We start from the raw sequence: 16,808 nt of genomic DNA, 5'->3' as shown, positions 1-16,808 counted from the left end.
GATGAGTGCTGGTGCAGCCATCAAAGCGGACAACGCCATGGGGGGTGAAATTCACCACGGCCATTGTCTGTGCGGCGCGGTCACGGTGGATGTGACCGGGCCGTTGGCTGCGATTTCGGCCTGTCACTGTGACCTTTGCACCCGGTGGAGCGGTTCTGTCCAAATGGGGATCGAAGTGCCCCGCGCGCGGGTTTCCTATAAGGGGCCGGTCCGGACCTATGCCTCCTCCTCCTTTGCTGAGCGGGCGTGGTGCGAGACCTGCGGCACGGCGGTTTGGTTCGCCGATACGGAAGGCGAGAACGCAGAGCTGCTGGAGTTAGCTCCGGGGCTCTTCGATGGCTTCGGCGGGGCAAAGCTGGCGCGCGTGGTCTATGCCGACCGCGCCCCAAGCAACTGTGCCTTGGCCGGGGATCTTGAGCGGGTGAGCAAAGCCGATTACGAGGCCCGCGCCCCGCATGTGGAGGACAAGCAATGAGCCTGTTGAGCGGTCACTGCCTTTGCGGGGCGGTCACGGTCAGCTTTGAGCCGTTGAAAGACGCGCTTGGTGCCTGCCACTGCGAGATGTGCCGCCGTTGGACCGGCAGTGCGTTCCTTGAGATTGACGCGAAACCGGGCAGCCTGATCTATGACGGCCCGGTGAAATCCTACGCCTCTTCGGATTGGGCCGAGCGGGCATGGTGCGACAGTTGCGGGAGCACGCTTTGGTATCACCTCACGCTGCCAGAGCATGACTATTACTCACTCTCTGCCGGATTGGTGGAGAATGCGGGCGGCCTGCCGCTCAAAACCGAGATTTACATAGATGTGAAGCCCGACGGCTATGCCTTTGCCGGGGACCACGAGATCAAAACCAAGGCCGAAGTCGAAGCAGGATTTGCGGCGTTTGTGGAAGGAACCAAGCCATGACCAAATATGATGACGCCTGGGTGGCCCGCGAAGAAGCCAAACGCGCGATGATGGCCGAAAAGGGCATGTATAGTTTCGAGGAAGAGCATTCTTCCTGTGGCGTGGGCCTTGTGGTCAACATCAACGGCGAGAAGACCCGTGAGGTCGTGCTTAACGGGATCAACGCGCTCAAGGCGATCTGGCACCGCGGCGCGGTTGACGCAGATGGGATGACCGGCGATGGCGCGGGCATCCACGTGCAGATCCCTGTGCCCTTCTTCTATGAGCAGGTCCGCCGCACCGGTCACACCCCGCGCGAGAACGAGCTGATCGCCGTTGGCCAAGTCTTCCTGCCGCGCACCAACTTTGCTGCGCAAGAAACCTGCCGGACCATCGTGGAGACCGAAGTGCTCCGCATGGGCTATTACATCTACGGCTGGCGGCATGTGCCGGTTGATATCTCCGTGCTGGGCGAGAAAGCCAACGCGACCCGGCCCGAGATTGAGCAGATCCTGATCTCCAACGCCAAGGGTGTCGACGAAGAGACATTCGAGCGTGAGCTCTACGTTATCCGTCGCCGGATTGAGAAAGCCGCCATCGCCGCGCAGGTGCCGCAGATGTACATCGCCTCGATGTCCTGCCGCAGCATCATCTACAAGGGCATGATGCTGGCCGAACAGGTGGCCGAATTCTATCCCGATCTGAAAGACGACAAGTTCATCAGCGCCTTCGCGATCTATCACCAGCGCTACTCCACCAACACTTTCCCGCAGTGGTGGCTGGCGCAGCCCTTCCGCATGTTGGCCCATAACGGCGAGATCAACACCCTCAAGGGCAACATGAACTGGATGAAGAGCCACGAGATCCGCATGGCCTCTGCCACCTTTGGTGACATGGCCGAGGACATCAAACCGATCGTGGCCTCCGGGTCCAGCGACTCTGCCGCGTTGGATTCCGTGTTTGAGGTGCTTGTCCGCGCGGGCCGCTCCGCGCCGATGGCCAAGACGATGCTGGTGCCAGAGTCGTGGTCGAAACAAGCGGTGGAACTGCCCCAAGCATGGCGCGACATGTACTCCTACTGCAACTCCGTGATGGAGCCGTGGGACGGCCCCGCCGCATTGGCGATGACCGATGGCCGCTGGGTTTGTGCCGGGCTTGACCGGAACGGCCTGCGCCCGATGCGCTATGTGGAAACCTCCGACGGCATGTTGATCGCCGGATCCGAGGCCGGGATGGTGCCGCTGGACGAGGCGCGCGTCGTGCGCAAAGGCGCGCTTGGCCCCGGGCAGATCATCGCGGTCGATATGGAAGAGGGCAAACTCTTCAACGATACCGAGATCAAGAACAAGCTCGCGTCGAACCAGCCCTTCGGCGATTGGGTCGGCAAGATCACCGAGATGGATGATGTCCTTGCTGGCGTCACCGAAAAGCCGCTGTTTGACGGGGCCGAACTGCGCCGCCGTCAGGTGGCTGCGGGCTATACCATCGAAGAGCTGGAACAGATCCTCGCGCCCATGGCCGAGGACGGGAAAGAGACGCTGGCCTCGATGGGCGATGACACCCCCTCGGCGGTCTTGAGCGGCCAGTACCGCCCGCTGAGCCATTTCTTCCGCCAGAACTTCAGCCAGGTCACCAACCCGCCGATTGATAGCTTGCGCGAATTCCGGGTCATGAGCCTCAAGACGCGCTTCGGCAACCTCAAGAACGTGCTCGACGAAGACAGCTCCCAGACTGAGATCATCGTGCTCGACAGCCCCTTTGTCGGCAACGCGCAGTTCGAAGAACTGATGGCGCAGTTCAAGGTGCATACCGTCACCATCGACTGCACCTTTGAGGCGGGCAACGGCAATCTCAGCGCCGGGCTGGCGCGGATCCGGGCCGAGGCGGAAGACGCCGTACGCTCTGGCGCGGGCCATCTGGTGCTGACCGATCAGCACAGCGGGGCCGACCGGGTCGCGATGCCGATGATCCTTGCGACCAGCGCGGTGCACAGTCACCTCGTCCGCAAGGGCCTGCGGACCTTTACCTCGCTCAACGTGCGCGCGGCGGAATGTGTAGATCCGCATTACTTTGCGGTGCTGGTGGGCTGCGGCGCGACCGTGGTGAACGCCTATCTGGCCGAAGATTCCCTCGCCGACCGGATCGATCGCGGGCTCTTGGACATGACCTTGACGCAGGCGGTGCAGAAATACCGTGAGGCGATTGACCAAGGTCTGCTCAAGATCATGGCGAAGATGGGGATTTCCGTGATCTCGTCTTATCGCGGCGGTCTGAACTTTGAGGCCGTGGGCCTTTCGCGCGCCATGTGCGCCGAGTATTTCCCCGGCATGACCAGCCGCATCTCCGGCATCGGTGTCGTTGGTATTCAGCGCAAGGCTGAAGAGGTCCACGCCAAGGGTTGGCAGGGCGACGGGGTCGTGATGCCGATTGGCGGTTTCTACAAGCAGCGCAAGACGGGCGAAAAACACGCTTGGGAGGCGAGCAGCATGCATATGCTGCAGATGGCCTGCAACAAGGCGTCTTATCAGATGTGGCAGCAGTATTCGAAAAAGATGCAGAGCAACCCGCCGATCCATCTGCGTGACCTGCTCGACATCAAGCCCAAGGGTACGCCGGTGCCATTGGAGGAGGTGGAGAGCATCACCTCGATCCGCAAGCGTTTCGTGACGCCGGGCATGTCGCTGGGGGCGCTTTCCCCTGAGGCGCATAAGACGCTCAACGTGGCGATGAACCGCATCGGGGCGAAATCTGACAGCGGCGAGGGCGGCGAAGATCCGGCGCATTTCGTGCCGGAGGCTAATGGCGATAACCCAAGCGCCAAGATCAAACAGGTCGCCTCGGGCCGCTTTGGCGTGACGGCGGAATATCTGAACCAGTGCGAAGAGTTGGAGATCAAGGTCGCACAGGGCGCCAAGCCCGGCGAGGGTGGACAGCTTCCCGGCATGAAGGTCACCGACCTGATCGCGCGGCTGCGGCATTCGACCAAAGGCGTGACGCTGATCTCGCCCCCGCCGCACCACGATATCTACTCGATCGAAGACCTTGCGCAGCTGATCTATGACCTCAAGCAGATCAACCCGCGCTGCAAGGTGACGGTCAAGCTGGTGGCGTCGAGCGGTGTCGGCACGATTGCGGCGGGCGTGGCCAAGGCCAAGGCCGACATCATCCTGATTTCGGGCCACAACGGCGGCACCGGGGCCTCACCGGCGACCTCGATCAAATATGCGGGTCTGCCGTGGGAGATGGGCCTGACCGAGGCGCATCAGGTTCTGTCGATGAACAACCTGCGCGACCGGGTGACATTGCGCACCGACGGTGGCCTGCGCACTGGACGTGACATCGTCATGGCGGCGATGATGGGGGCCGAGGAATACGGCATCGGCACCGCCGCGTTGATTGCCATGGGCTGCATCATGGTCCGCCAGTGCCAGTCGAATACTTGCCCCGTGGGTGTTTGTACCCAAGACGAAGCCTTGCGCGGCAAGTTCACCGGCAATGCGGACAAAGTGGTGAACCTCATCACCTTCTACGCCACAGAGGTGCGGGAAATTCTCGCCAGCATCGGGGCGCGCAGCCTTGATGAAGTGATCGGGCGCGCGGACCTGTTGACGCAGGTCAGCCGAGGCTCGGCGCATCTGGATGATCTGGACCTTAACCCGCTGTTGATCACCGTCGATGGCGCACATGAGAACGTCTATGATCGCGACAAACCGCGTCAGGTGGTGCTTGATACGCTGGATGCGCAGATCGTCCGGGATGCCGCGCGTTTCCTTGAGGATGGTGAGAAGATGCAGCTGTCCTACGCCGTGCAGAACACGCACCGGACGGTCGGCACGCGGGTTTCGAGCCATATCGTGAAGCGCTTCGGTATGCGCAATTCCCTGCAGCCGGACCACCTGACTGTGAAGCTGACCGGGAGTGCCGGGCAATCGCTCGGCGCCTTCGCGGCTCCGGGGCTGAAGCTCGAAGTCTCGGGCGATGCCAACGACTATGTCGGCAAGGGTCTGTCGGGCGGTACGATTGTGGTGCGGCCTTCGATGGCGAGCCCAGTGGTGGCGTCGGAGAATACGATCATCGGCAACACGGTGCTTTATGGTGCGACGGCGGGCTACCTCTTTGCCGCGGGCCGGGCGGGCGAGCGTTTTGCGGTGCGCAACTCGGGGGCGCATGTGGTGATCGAAGGCTGCGGCAGCAACGGTTGTGAATATATGACCGGCGGTGTGGCGGTGATCTTGGGCGAGATCGGCGCGAACTTTGCCGCCGGGATGACCGGGGGGATGGCCTATCTCTATGACCCCGACGGGCTGGCGCCGAAGCTGATGAACGCCGAGACGATCGTGACCTGCCCGGTCAGCGTTGAGCATTGGTTGGACCAGTTGCACGGGCTGCTGGAGCGTCATGTCGCCGAGACCAACAGCCGCAAGGCCGCCGATATTCTTCAGCATTGGGAGACTGAGAAGCACAACTTCCTGCAGGTTTGCCCGAAGGAGATGTTGGTGCATCTGCCCGCGCCGCTGTCGGTGGAAGAGACGGCAGTTCCAGCGGAGTAACCTTTGCCCCGCGCGGCTCCGGTCGCGCGGGAGGGCCATCGCCTCCGGCTTGATTCCGGGCAAGGGTGGTTTTGAAAAACCTCTGCGCTACCTCTGCCTCTCCACGGGAGGCGGATCATGCGAAAAATTCTAGCGCTATTGCTGATAGTCACAGGCCTCAGCGCCTGCACCGACACCGCACCGCGTGGCGGGGGTGACATCCTCGTGCTGGGCGATTCCATCATGGCGTGGAATGGAGGCCGCTCCATCCCCGATGTCATTGCCAACCAAACGGGCCGCAGCGTCACCAGCCGTGCGGTTCCCGGCGCGCAGTTCGACAATGGCTCGACCATCGCCTCTGCCGTTGGCTTTGACATCCAGCAGCAGTTCCCCGGCGGGCGCTGGAACTGGGTGGTGGTGAATGGCGGTGCCAACGACCTGAGCGCCGATTGCGGCTGCGGGGCTTGCGGGGCTTCCGTGAATGCACTGATCTCACCGGACGGTCAAAGCGGCAGCATCCCCGCCTTCTTGCAACGCCTTCGTGCCCAGACCGGGGCGCAGGTCATGTGGATGGGCTATTACGCAGGCTCCGGCTCAGGCTCCTTTGCCGGATGCCGCGATGATCTGGTCGAAATCGAATCCCGCATCGCCACTTTCGCCGCAGGCCGCCCGGGAATCCATTTCGTCGATTCCGAAGACGTGATCGACCGGGGGGACCGCGGCCTTTTCGCCGGGGACAACGTGCATCCCTCCGCCCGTGGCTCTGCCCGGATCGGTGCCTACCTCGCTCAAGAAATCACAGCGCGCGAGAACCGTTCACAAAAACCCGCAGACGGCCTATAGCTGATCCATGGCGACACGGAAAAAGACCGCCCCCAAGGGCAAGAAATCGAGCAAGGCAAGCCCCCCGTTGAAGAAACGCGCGGGCCGCTGGGTGGTGCGCGCCTTAGCGCTGGCCTTTGTCTTGGCTGTGCTGCTGGTGCTGCTGTTCCGCTTCGTCAATCCGCCCACCGGGGTCTACATGCTTTCGGAATCGCGCCGTCTGGGTGGGGTGCAGCGCGACTGGGTGCCGCTTGAGCAGATCGCTCCCGTGATGGCCCGCGCGGCTGTCGCTGCAGAGGATGCGAATTTCTGCAATCACTGGGGCTTTGACATGCAGGCGATCCGCACCGCGATTGAAAACGGCTCGGCCCGTGGGGCGTCCACGATCAGCCAGCAGACGGTCAAGAACGTCTATCTTTGGCATGGCCGCTCGTGGCTGCGCAAAGCGCTTGAGGCCGGGATGACTCCGCTGGTCGAAACCCTATGGCCCAAGCGCCGGATCATTGAGGTCTATTTGAATGTGGCCGAGTTCGACGAAGGTGTCTTTGGCGTTGGTGCTGCGGCCCCGCATTACTTTGGCGTCGCGGCGGCAGACCTGAGCCCGACGCAGGCCGCCCGGCTTGCCGCGATCCTGCCCGACCCGAAAGAGCGTTCCGCCTCACGGCCCGGTGACTTTACCCGCAAGCGTACGGCCCAGATCATGGACGGGGCGGCGACCATCCGCGCGGACGGTCGTGCCGCTTGTTTCGAGAGTTGAAAATCTTCCCGCCAGCAGGCATGGAAGAGTGCAATCCCTTTAACCACACGGACTTTATATGACGGCTCGCTTGTTTCACGTTCCCTTGTCCCCCTTCTGTCGCAAGGTGCGGCTTAGCCTTGGGGAGAAGAAGATTGAGGTGGAACTGGTCGAGGAACGCTATTGGGAGCAAGACCCCGATTTCCTGCGCCGCAACCCGGCGGGCAAGGTGCCTGTGCTACGGCTTGACGGGATCATGATGGCGGAAAGCGCCGCGATCTGTGAGTATATCGAAGAGACCCGCCCCGAGGCATCATTGCTGCCCAGCGACCCGGTGCAGCGCTTGGAAGTGCGCCGTCTGGTCAGCTGGTTCGACGACAAATTCCACGACGAGGTGACCTCGAAACTGCTCTACGAGCGGGTCAACAAGAAGGTCACCAAACAGGGCTATCCGGACAGCAAGAACGTGAAGGCCGGGGCCAAGGCAATCAAATATCACCTCGACTATATGGCGTGGCTGCTGGATCACCGCCGCTGGCTGGCGGGTGACGTGATGACGCTGGCCGATTTCGCCGCCGCCGCGCATCTGTCCTCGCTCGACTATATCTCGGACGTGGATTGGAACCGCTCTGACGTGGTTAAGGACTGGTACGCCAAGATCAAATCGCGCCCAGCCTTTCGGTCGATCCTCGCCGATCAATTGCCGGGCTTCCCGCCGCCGGTGCATTACAACAACCTCGACTTCTGATGCCTGCCGCCCCCCGCGCCGAACCCGGGCCGGAGGCTCTCAAGGCGCGGGTGGTGGCTCGGGCGCTTGAGGAAGGCTTTGTCGCATGCCGCATTTGCCGCCCCGAAGACGTGCCCGAAATGCCCGAACGGCTGGCCCGCTTTGTCGAGGCGGGGTTTCACGGGCAGATGGGCTGGATGGAAGAGCGGATGCATTGGCGCGGCAATCCCGCAGCGCTCTGGCCCGAGGCGCGGTCGGTCATCATGCTGGCCGAAAGCTACACTCCCGACCATGATCCCCGCGCGGTGTTGGAGCATCCCGACAAGGGGGCGATCTCGGTCTATGCGCAGGGGCGTGACTACCACGATATCGTCAAGAAACGGCTGAAGCGGCTGGCGCGTTGGCTGATGGAGGAAGCCCGCGAGGCTGACCCTGAGGTGAAGGTTTTCGTCGATACCGCCCCGGTGCCGGAAAAGGCGCTGGCGCAGGCGGCGGGGCTCGGCTGGCAGGGCAAACATACCAATCTTCTCAGCCGAAAATTCGGCAATTGGGGCTTTTTAGGCTCTGTTTTCACCACGCTTGATCTCGCCCCCGATGCGCGGGAGGTCGATCACTGCGGGTCATGCCGCGCCTGCCTTGAGGCCTGTCCGACAGATGCCTTCCCCGCGCCCTATCAACTCGACGCGCGGCGCTGCATTTCCTATCTGACGATTGAGCATAAGGGGCCGGTCAATCTGGACCTGCGCGAAAAGATGGGCAACCGGATCTATGGCTGCGACGATTGCCTTGCCGCTTGCCCGTGGAACAAATTCGCCGTGGCGGCCAGTGATATGCGCTATCACGGCCCCGCGGTGCAGCCGGCGGATTTGGCAGAGTTGGCGGCGCTGGATGATACCGCGTTCCGCGCGCGCTATTCCGGCTCTCCGATCAAACGCATCGGGCGGGATCGCTTTGTGCGCAACGTGCTCTATGCCATCGGCAATTCCGGGCTGGCGCGGCTGCGCCCGGTGGCGCAATCTCTGACCGAAGATGCTGACCCCACCGTGGCCGATGCCGCACGTTGGGCGGCAGAGCGGTTGGCTTAGGAGGCACGCCCATGGCGGTGTTATTGGGTGTGGACACGGGCGGCACCTATACCGACGCGGTGCTGATCCGCGATGAGACAGAGGTGATCGCCGCGGCCAAAGCGCTGACGACCCGCGCCGATCTGGCTGTTGGCGTCGGCAATGCGGTCAGCGCGGTGCTGGCGCAGTCCGGCGTGGCGGCGGATCAGATCGCCATGGCATCGCTCTCAACCACGCTGGCGACCAACGCTCTGGTCGAGGGGCAGGGCGGCCGCGTGGCGCTGATCTATATCGGATTCCGTGCCCCTGATCTTGAGACGCATGGGCTGTCAGAGGCGCTGCGGGGTGACCCTTGCCTGCTGCTGGCTGGCGGTCACGACCATGCGGGAGCCGAGGTTGCACCCCTGGACGAAACAGCCCTAATTGCCTTTTTAGAGACGCATAGGGCCGATGTAAGCGGCTTTGCCGTGGCCAGCCAATTCGCCACGCGCAACCCTGCGCATGAACAGCGGGTCGCGGAACTGGTGGCAGAGGTCACGGGGCGTCCGGTGTCGGCATCTCACAATCTTTCAGCCAAGCTGAACGGGCCGAAGCGGGCGCTGACGGCTTTGCTGAACGCGCGGCTGATTGGCATGATCGACCGGCTGATTGGCCGGGCGGAGGATCAGTTGCGCAGCTTGGGCATCAGCGCCCCGATGATGGTGGTGCGCGGCGACGGTGCCTTGATGTCGAGCGCGCAGGCCCGCGAGCGCCCGATCGAGACCATTCTCAGCGGCCCTGCCGCGTCGCTCGTTGGCGCGCGCTGGTTGACCGGGGCAGAGACGGCGCTGGTGTCGGATATCGGCGGGACGACGACGGATGTAGCGCTGTTGCGCGACGGTCGCCCGGCGATTGATCCGGCGGGGGCGCAGGTTGGTCCCTATCGAACCATGGTCGAGGCGGTGGCGATGCGGACCCACGGCTTGGGCGGTGACAGCGAGGTGCATTTCACGTCCCAAGGTCTGACAGCGGGCGTGACACTTGGGCCGAAGCGGCTGCTGCCGGTCTCTCTCCTTGCGGTGGAGGCAGGCGAGGTGGTGCATAGAGCCTTGGACGCCCAACTGCGGCGGAGCGTGGTGGGGGAGCATGATGGCCGCTTTGTCCAGGCCGTGCCCGGTCAGGCGGTCGAAGGTCTGGCCCCGCGCGACTTGGTACTGCTGGAGCGGATCGGCACCGATGTCTGGCCCTTGGGCGACGTGCTTCGGAACCGGGTCGAACAGGGCGCTTTGGCCCGGCTGGTGGCGCGGGGGGTGGTGCAGGTGGCGGGGGTTACGCCCAGCGATGCGAGCCATGTGGCCGGGCATCTTTCGGCATGGGACAGCGCGGCTGCTCACAAGGCATTGGCGTTGTTCGGACGCAAGCGCGGCGGCTCGGGGCTGCGGTTCTGTCCCGAGCCTGAGAGCCTTGCGAAAATCATCATCGACCAACTGACCGATCAGACCGCTTTGGCCCTGTTAGAGACTGCTTTTGCCGAAGAATCCCCCGCCTTTGAACTGCCGCCCGAGATCTTGGCACGGCATGTTTTGATGCAGCGTGGCCTGTCGGGGCACCGCGGTGTGCTGCGGATTGACGCTGGTCTGAACTTGCCTGTCGTGGGCTTAGGCGCTTCGGCGGCGACCTACTACCCGGCGGTAGGAAAGAGACTGGGGAGCGAGATGATCCTGCCTGACCACGCCCATGTCGCCAATGCCATCGGTGCGGTGGTGGGGCGGGTGATCATGCGTGAAAGCGGCACCGTCACCGTCCCGCAAGAAGGGGTGTTTCGCGTTCATCTGGCCAATGGTCCACAGGATTTCCCGAGTGCCGAACGCGCTTTGGCCGAAGCAGAGACTGCTTTGACCGAAACCGCTAGCGCGCGGGCCGAGTCAGCCGGGGCCGCACAAATCGAGTGTCATGTGACGCGCGATATTTGTATGGCGGAGATTGAGGGGCGGGAGGTTTTTGTTGAGGCCGCGCTTACCGTCGAAGCCTCGGGGCGGCCGCGCGTTGCGGCGGGCTAACCCCCGGCGCGGGGCCGGGGGCAGCATTGTTACTCAGCCGCTGCGCGTTTGGGCAGCACCCAATCGGCGCGCGGGAAATGGCAGGTGTAGCCATTGGGCAAACGTTCCAGATAGTCTTGATGCTCTGGCTCCGCTTCCCAAAAATCGCCAACGGGTTCGATCTCGGTCACGACTTTGCCCGGCCACAGGCCAGAGGCTTCGACATCGGCGATGGTATCTTCGGCGACCGCTTTTTGTTCATCGTCGACATAGTAGATCGCGGAACGATAGCTCATCCCGCGGTCATTGCCCTGACGGTTCATCGTGGTGGGGTCGTGGATCTGAAAGAAGAACTCCAGCAACTCGCGGTAGGAGGTCTTTTCAGGGTCGAAGTTAATCTCGATCCCTTCGGCATGGGTGCCGTGGTTGCGGTAGGTCGCATTGGGCACGTCGCCGCCGGTATAGCCGACGCGGGTCGAGACCACACCGGGGCGGCGGCGGATCAGATCTTGCATCCCCCAGAAACAGCCACCGGCCAATACTGCGCGTTCGGTTGTCATGTCACATTCTCCACTTGGTTGAGATACTCGCCATAGCCTTCGGCTTCCATGTCGTCACGGTGGACGAAGCGCAAAGAGGCGGAGTTGATGCAATAACGCAGCCCGCCGCGATCCGGTGGGCCATCGGGAAAGACGTGGCCAAGGTGGCTGTCGCCGTGTTTGCTGCGCACCTCGGTGCGGACCATGCCGAGCGAGGCGTCTTCCAACTCTTCGACATAGGCAGGCACAATCGGTTTGGTAAAGCTCGGCCAGCCACAGCCGCTTTCGTATTTGTCACCGCTGGCGAACAAAGGCTCGCCCGAGACGATGTCGACGTAGATGCCCGGTTCTTTGTTGTTCAGGTATTTGCCGGTGCCGGGGCGTTCGGTGCCGCTGCGTTGGGTGACATGGAATTCTTCGGGGCTCAGCGCATCAATCGCGGCGTTGGTTTTCTCGTATTGGGGCATGGCGTCCTCCATTCATGGGCTTGGCCTATTAGATGGGGTGTGGCGGTGAAATTCAAAGGGTTTGCGGCTCACACTGGCGTTATGCTTTGCGTTGCCGCGAGATCTGCACCGCAAGGATGCCGCCTGCGATGATGGCAACGCCAAGGATGTCGCGCGGTCCCAGCGTTTCGCCCAGCAGCAGGGCCGCGATGGCCACGCCAAAGAACGGGTTGAGGAAGTGGAAGGTCGCCGCCCGCGTGGCGCCGATGCGGTTCACGAGCCAGAACCAGACCACGGTGGCGGCAAGGCCGGGCACGAGGCAGGTATAGGCGAAGGCGAGTGTCAGGCGTAGGCTGGGGTCGATGCGGGGTGTCTCAAACAGCAGGGTGGCGATGGAGAGGGCCACGCAGCCGACAAGCATTTGCAGGCCCACCACCATAAGGAAGTTGCCGCCCGATGTCGCGCCGCGCACAAGCAGGGTGGCCGCGGTGAGGGCCACCACGCCGATGGCGCAGAGGATGAGGCCATAGAGGTCGACTTGGCCACCCAAACGCGCGCCCATGATGATGGCGACGCCAATGACACCGGCAAACAGTCCCGCGATGCCCAAGGGGCGCAGCTTTTCGCCCAAAAACGCCCATGCGGCGAAGCCCACGAGAAGCGGCATGGTGGACGCGATGATCGCGGCGAGAGAAGCTTCGATCGTTTGCATGGCGATGAAGTTCAGGCCGAGGTAGACCGCGTTTTGCAGCACGCCGAAGATGATCGTCGCCCGCCACTGCGCGGGGGTGAGCCGCCAGCTTTGCCCCAAGGCCAGCGCGATGCCGACACCGATCAGGCCGGAGATCAGGTAGCGTAGAGAGAGGGCCAGCAGGGGCGAGGCGTCCATCACGATGATACGGGCAGAGGTGAAGGCCGAGGACCACATGACGGCAAAGGCCAGTCCCATGAGAATTGCGCGGATGTCCATGAGGTGCCTCCTGTGCTGAACTTGCTAAGCAATGGCGGGTTTGAAGGGGGAGGGCAAGGTGCGGAAAACTGGTAAGTATGCCACCCCGCCCGGAATCAAGCCGCAGGCGCCGGGCCATCGCCTGCCCGCCCGCCACGCCAGAGGCGTGCTGTGGTAGTTTGGGCGCACCGCTGGTGCGACCGGGTAGGCGATTTGTTGAGGTTAGGCGCGACATTGAGAGCGCACATCACGGCTGAGCCATAAAGTGGCAACGTCAGAAGGTTGGATCGCCGACCCGCGGGCAGGCGATGGCCCTCGTGGCCAACAAAAAAGGGCCGCCCAAGGGCGACCCTTCCGTAAACATTCAGCCAGTGGCTTACTCGTTCACGCTGTCCTTCAGCGCCTTCGCGATGGTCATCTTGACCACTTTGTCGGCGTCTTTCTTGAACTGCTCGCCAGTGGCGGGGTTGCGGACCATCCGCTCGGGGCGCTCACGGCAATAGATTTTGCCAACGCCCGGCAGGGTCACGGCACCGCCGGCGGACACTTCACGGGTGATCAGGTTGCAAACGGCGTCGAGCGCTGCGCCTGCGGATTTCTTGTCGGTGTCCATCTCTTCTGCCAGAGCAGCAACGAGCTGGGTCTTGGTCATCGGTTTTGCCATTTTATTCTCCTTAGACTGCCCGCTTTTTAGGGCCTCATGGCCGGAATGTAACGGTATGTTGTGGGATAACACAACGAATTGTGGCGCTATAAACGCGAAAACATGCGATTTTCCGCTGTTTTAACCCCTATAGGAACGCCGTTTCGTCGAAGGATCGAAGTTTCCGGCTGTGGATCCGCTCCAATGGCATACGTCGCAGCAGTTCCATGGCGCGAATGCCGATCATCAGATGGCGCGCGACTTGGGTCTTGTAGAAGTCCGAGGCCATGCCGGGCAGCTTCAACTCTCCGTGCAGCGGTTTGTCTGACACACACAGCAGCGTGCCATAGGGCACCCGGAAGCGATAACCGTTGGCCGCGATGGTGGCACTTTCCATATCCAGCGCCACGGCGCGGGATTGGCTTAACCGTTGCACCGGGCCGGATTGGTCGCGCAATTCCCAGTTGCGGTTGTCGATGGTGGCGACGGTGCCTGTGCGCATAATGCGCTTGAGCTCATAGCCCTCCAACTGCGTGACCTGCGCCACCGACTGCTCCAACGCGATCTGGATCTCGGCCAGCGCCGGGATCGGCACCCAGACGGGCAGGTCGTCATCCAGAACGTGATCCTCGCGCAGGTAGCCATGCGCCAGCACAAAGTCGCCCAGTGCCTGCGTATTGCGCAGCCCGGCACAGTGGCCGACCATCAGCCAAGCATGGGGGCGCAGCACGGCGATGTGGTCCGTCGCCGTTTTAGCGTTGGACGGGCCGACGCCAATATTGACCAGCGTGATGCCCGAACCGTCGGCGCGTTTCAGGTGGTAGGTCGGCATCTGCGGGGTCTTCAGCGTCTCGGCCAAAGGCGCATCGGGATCGGTGATCTCAGCATTGCCGGTGGAGACAAAGGCGGTATAGCCGCTCTCGGGGTCGCGCAGCATCTCGCGGGCGTATTGCTCGAACTCGGTCACATAGAACTGGTAGTTCGTAAACAGCACATGGGTCTGGAAATGCTCGGGGTCCGTGGCGGTGTAATGCGCCAGCCGGGCGAGGGAGTAATCGACCCGCTGCGCGGTAAAGGGCGCGAGCGGGCGCACGTCGTCCTCGGGCACATAGGTGCCGTTGACGATATCGTCATTGGTGGTCGACAGGTCCGGCACGTCAAAGACATCGCGCAGGGTGAAATCGGCAGCACCTTCCTGCGGCACGTTCAGCGCATTATCGCCGGACATGGCAAAATGCACCGGGATCGGCGTTGTCGAGGGGCCGACGATCACCGGCTGATCGTGGTTTTCGATCAACAGGCCGATTTGCTGGATCAGGTAGTTCCGAAACAGATCGGGCCGGGTGATCGTCGCGGCGAAGGTGCCGGGAGAGGAGACATGGCCGAAGGAAAGCCGCGTATCGACATGGGCGTAAGACGAGGTGCGAAACCGCAGTTCGGGATAAAAGGCACGCACGCGGGCATCGGGGGCCGAGGTCTCCATCGCCTTGGCAAAGGCATCATGCAGGAAGGTCGTGGCCTGCTGATAAAGTTCGGTCAGGCGGTCGACAGCAGCTGTCGCATCGCGGAAGCTTTCCGGGTTCGGGGTGTCCGGGGTTAGGATCGTTGTCATGTTTGCGGCTCTAACAATGGGATGATTTCAAATTTCTGCACATCGACCAGCCCAAGGTCGGAGATCCGCAACTCAGGGATCACCACAAGGGCCAAAAGCGAATGCTGCATATAGGCGTTGTTCAGCTTGCAGCCACAGTCGATCATCGCCTGCACAAGGGCTTTGGCATCGGCGGCGACCTCTGCGGCAGGGCGGTCTGACATCAGCCCGGCGATGGGCAGGGCGACAAGCGCCAGTTCCTCGCCCTCGCGGAAGATCGTGATGCCCCCGCCGACTTCGCGCAGCCGGTTGGCGGCCAGCGCCATCTGCTCGGCATCGGTGCCCACGACGATCATGTGGTGGCTGTCATGCGCCACGGTCGAGGCCATGGCCATGCGCCCCTCATAGCCGAATCCCGAGACGAAAGCGTTGGTCACCCTCCCGGTGGCGCGGTGGCGTTCGACCAGTGCGATCTGGCAAACCTCGCCAGTGCCCTGCACGCGGCCTTCGGTCACGGGCAGTTCAAACTTCAGCGCGCGTGTGGGCGCTTGGTTTTCGACTACGCCGATGACATTGGCGGTGACGGCGTTCGCGCCTTCGGGTGCGGCGATGTCGAAGTCATCGGCGCTCAGGTCTCGGGCCATGTTTACGGTCTGGCGAGCAGTGTTAGGCCAGTCGAAATGCGGGCAATCGACAAGGCATTTGCCATCTTCCGCCACCACGTCGCCGCGTGCGATCACCGTCTCTACCGGGAAGCTCGCAAGATCCGAGGTCAGGATCACATCAGCACGACGGCCCGGAGTGAGTGAGCCGATCTCCCGCTCCAACCCGAAATGCGTCGCGGTGTTGATCGTCGCCATTTGCAAGGCAATCAACGGATCGCAGCCGCAGTCGATGGCATGACGCACCACCCGGTTCATATGCCCTTCGTTGGTGATGGTGCCCGAGTGGCTGTCATCGGTGCACAGGATCATGTTGCGCGGATCGAGCCCCTTTTCGGTGATCGCGGTGATCTGTGTCTTTACGTCATACCACGCCGAGCCGAGCCGGATCATCGAGCGCATGCCCTGCCGCATCCGCGCCACCGCGTCGGCTTCGCAGGTGCCCTCATGGTCATCCGCCGGACCGCCCGCCACATAGGCGGCAAAGGCGGGGCCGAGGTCGGGCGAGGCGTAATGCCCGCCCACGGTCTTGCCCGCCCGCTGGGTCGCTGCAATCTCGGCCAGCATCTGCGGGTCGGCGTTGCTGACACCGGGGAAGTTCATCATCTCGCCCAAGCCCACGATGCCGGGCCATGCCATTGCTTCCGCCACGTCTTCGGCGGTGATCTCAAAACCCGTGGTTTCCAGCCCCGGGGCCGAAGGCGCGCAGGAGGGCATTTGCGTGAAGATGTTAATCGGCTGCGACAGCGCTTCGTCATGCATCATCCGCACGCCGTTCAGCCCCAGCACATTGGCGATCTCATGCGGATCGGTGAAGGCGGAAGTCGTGCCATGCGGGATCACCGCGCGGGCGAACTCCGCCGGGGTGAGCATGGTCGATTCAATATGCATATGCCCGTCGCAAAGACCGGGGACCATATAGCGGCCATTGGCCTCGATAATGCGGGTATCATCGCCGCGGCAGTGGCTGGCGTCCGGCCCGACAAAGGCGATGCGCCCGGCGGCGATGGCGATGTCGTGATCGGGCAGGCATTCGCGGGTGTGCACATTCACCCAAATGCCGCCGGTGATGATCGTATCGGCCGCGCGCCGCCCGGCGGCGACCTCGACCAATTGCGCGGCCACATCGGGCCAAGAGGGGAACGTTTTATCTGTCATGTCCAAAGGTGACATAGGGCCGGGGGAGGTTCAAGCGAT

At 62.7% G+C, this 16,808-nt stretch carries 14 protein-coding genes; 8 read left to right on the top strand and 6 right to left on the bottom strand.

Features of this window, described 5'->3' with window-relative positions; genetic code table 11:
* Position 1: 1 nt before the first annotated feature.
* The 8 genes from J3456_RS10740 (at position 2) to J3456_RS10705 (ending at position 10,802) form a co-directional block, all read left to right on the top strand.
* Positions 2 to 475, top strand: a complete 474-nt coding sequence (locus tag J3456_RS10740; protein WP_349580239.1) for a GFA family protein — start codon at positions 2 to 4, stop codon at positions 473 to 475.
* Positions 472 to 906 carry a GFA family protein gene (locus J3456_RS10735; RefSeq protein ID WP_349580238.1) on the top strand — a complete coding sequence of 145 codons (435 nt, stop codon included), beginning with the start codon at positions 472 to 474 and terminating at the stop codon, positions 904 to 906. Before J3456_RS10740 ends, J3456_RS10735 begins: the two co-directional genes overlap by 4 nt.
* Complete coding sequence (gene gltB, locus J3456_RS10730; protein WP_349580237.1) at positions 903 to 5,435, top strand: glutamate synthase large subunit; 4,533 nt, start codon at positions 903 to 905, stop codon at positions 5,433 to 5,435. Before J3456_RS10735 ends, gltB begins: the two co-directional genes overlap by 4 nt.
* 117 nt (positions 5,436 to 5,552) lie before the next feature.
* Positions 5,553 to 6,257, top strand: coding sequence for an SGNH/GDSL hydrolase family protein (locus tag J3456_RS10725; protein WP_349580236.1), 705 nt, complete (start codon positions 5,553 to 5,555; stop codon positions 6,255 to 6,257).
* A 7-nt stretch (positions 6,258 to 6,264) separates the two neighbouring features.
* A complete protein-coding gene (gene mtgA, locus J3456_RS10720) occupies positions 6,265 to 6,993 on the top strand; it encodes a monofunctional biosynthetic peptidoglycan transglycosylase (RefSeq protein ID WP_132444040.1) in 729 nt (242 codons plus the stop codon).
* Positions 6,994 to 7,051: 58 nt separating this feature from the next.
* Entirely contained in the window at positions 7,052 to 7,720 is a 669-nt protein-coding gene (gene fzlA / locus J3456_RS10715) for an FtsZ-binding protein FzlA (RefSeq protein WP_067624607.1), read from the top strand.
* Positions 7,720 to 8,784, top strand: coding sequence for a tRNA epoxyqueuosine(34) reductase QueG (gene queG / locus J3456_RS10710; protein ID WP_349580235.1), 1,065 nt, complete (start codon positions 7,720 to 7,722; stop codon positions 8,782 to 8,784). The genes fzlA and queG overlap by 1 nt, the downstream gene beginning before the upstream one ends.
* An 11-nt stretch (positions 8,785 to 8,795) precedes the next feature.
* Positions 8,796 to 10,802 carry a hydantoinase/oxoprolinase N-terminal domain-containing protein gene (locus J3456_RS10705; protein ID WP_349580234.1) on the top strand — a complete coding sequence of 669 codons (2,007 nt, stop codon included), beginning with the start codon at positions 8,796 to 8,798 and terminating at the stop codon, positions 10,800 to 10,802.
* A 29-nt stretch (positions 10,803 to 10,831) separates the two neighbouring features.
* Here the strand turns inward: J3456_RS10705 and msrA are convergent, their stop codons facing one another.
* The 6 genes from msrA to ade all read right to left on the bottom strand — a co-directional run bounded on the left by msrA (position 10,832) and on the right by ade (position 16,769).
* A complete protein-coding gene (gene msrA, locus J3456_RS10700) occupies positions 10,832 to 11,341 on the bottom strand; it encodes a peptide-methionine (S)-S-oxide reductase MsrA (protein WP_067942613.1) in 510 nt (169 codons plus the stop codon).
* Complete coding sequence (gene msrB / locus J3456_RS10695) at positions 11,338 to 11,787, bottom strand: peptide-methionine (R)-S-oxide reductase MsrB (RefSeq protein WP_067624619.1); 450 nt, start codon at positions 11,785 to 11,787, stop codon at positions 11,338 to 11,340. Before msrB ends, msrA begins: the two co-directional genes overlap by 4 nt.
* 79 nt (positions 11,788 to 11,866) lie before the next feature.
* The gene (locus tag J3456_RS10690) at positions 11,867 to 12,736 is read right to left on the bottom strand and encodes a DMT family transporter (protein WP_067942611.1); all 870 of its coding nucleotides are present in this window, start codon (positions 12,734 to 12,736) and stop codon (positions 11,867 to 11,869) included.
* 355 nt (positions 12,737 to 13,091) lie between these two features.
* Positions 13,092 to 13,379, bottom strand: a complete 288-nt coding sequence (locus J3456_RS10685; protein WP_007118569.1) for an HU family DNA-binding protein — start codon at positions 13,377 to 13,379, stop codon at positions 13,092 to 13,094.
* Between the two features lie 127 nt (positions 13,380 to 13,506).
* On the bottom strand, positions 13,507 to 14,970 hold the full coding sequence (locus J3456_RS10680) for an AMP nucleosidase (protein WP_067624625.1): 1,464 nt from the start codon (positions 14,968 to 14,970) through the stop codon (positions 13,507 to 13,509).
* A complete protein-coding gene (ade, locus tag J3456_RS10675; protein ID WP_349580233.1) occupies positions 14,967 to 16,769 on the bottom strand; it encodes an adenine deaminase in 1,803 nt (600 codons plus the stop codon). Before ade ends, J3456_RS10680 begins: the two co-directional genes overlap by 4 nt.
* Between the last annotated feature and the right edge of the window lie 39 nt (positions 16,770 to 16,808).

The sequence above is a fragment of the Sulfitobacter sp. NFXS29 genome (assembly GCF_040148765.1).
Classification (GTDB): Bacteria; Pseudomonadota; Alphaproteobacteria; order Rhodobacterales; family Rhodobacteraceae; genus Sulfitobacter.
Note: the sequence above shows the minus strand (reverse complement) of the source record. Positions and strands in the feature narration are given on the sequence as shown.

What these genes read in the sequence shown, in the direction of transcription:
- J3456_RS10740 (WP_349580239.1), top strand. Translation starts at nt 2, where the DNA reads ATGAGTGCTGGTGCAGCCATCAAAGCGGACAACGCCATGGGGGGTGAA.
- J3456_RS10735 (WP_349580238.1), top strand. Translation starts at nt 472, where the DNA reads ATGAGCCTGTTGAGCGGTCACTGCCTTTGCGGGGCGGTCACGGTCAGC.
- gltB (WP_349580237.1), top strand. Translation starts at nt 903, where the DNA reads ATGACCAAATATGATGACGCCTGGGTGGCCCGCGAAGAAGCCAAACGC.
- J3456_RS10725 (WP_349580236.1), top strand. Translation starts at nt 5,553, where the DNA reads ATGCGAAAAATTCTAGCGCTATTGCTGATAGTCACAGGCCTCAGCGCC.
- mtgA (WP_132444040.1), top strand. Translation starts at nt 6,265, where the DNA reads ATGGCGACACGGAAAAAGACCGCCCCCAAGGGCAAGAAATCGAGCAAG.
- fzlA (WP_067624607.1), top strand. Translation starts at nt 7,052, where the DNA reads ATGACGGCTCGCTTGTTTCACGTTCCCTTGTCCCCCTTCTGTCGCAAG.
- queG (WP_349580235.1), top strand. Translation starts at nt 7,720, where the DNA reads ATGCCTGCCGCCCCCCGCGCCGAACCCGGGCCGGAGGCTCTCAAGGCG.
- J3456_RS10705 (WP_349580234.1), top strand. Translation starts at nt 8,796, where the DNA reads ATGGCGGTGTTATTGGGTGTGGACACGGGCGGCACCTATACCGACGCG.
- msrA (WP_067942613.1), bottom strand. Translation starts at nt 11,341, where the DNA reads ATGACAACCGAACGCGCAGTATTGGCCGGTGGCTGTTTCTGGGGGATG.
- msrB (WP_067624619.1), bottom strand. Translation starts at nt 11,787, where the DNA reads ATGCCCCAATACGAGAAAACCAACGCCGCGATTGATGCGCTGAGCCCC.
- J3456_RS10690 (WP_067942611.1), bottom strand. Translation starts at nt 12,736, where the DNA reads ATGGACATCCGCGCAATTCTCATGGGACTGGCCTTTGCCGTCATGTGG.
- J3456_RS10685 (WP_007118569.1), bottom strand. Translation starts at nt 13,379, where the DNA reads ATGGCAAAACCGATGACCAAGACCCAGCTCGTTGCTGCTCTGGCAGAA.
- J3456_RS10680 (WP_067624625.1), bottom strand. Translation starts at nt 14,970, where the DNA reads ATGACAACGATCCTAACCCCGGACACCCCGAACCCGGAAAGCTTCCGC.
- ade (WP_349580233.1), bottom strand. Translation starts at nt 16,769, where the DNA reads ATGACAGATAAAACGTTCCCCTCTTGGCCCGATGTGGCCGCGCAATTG.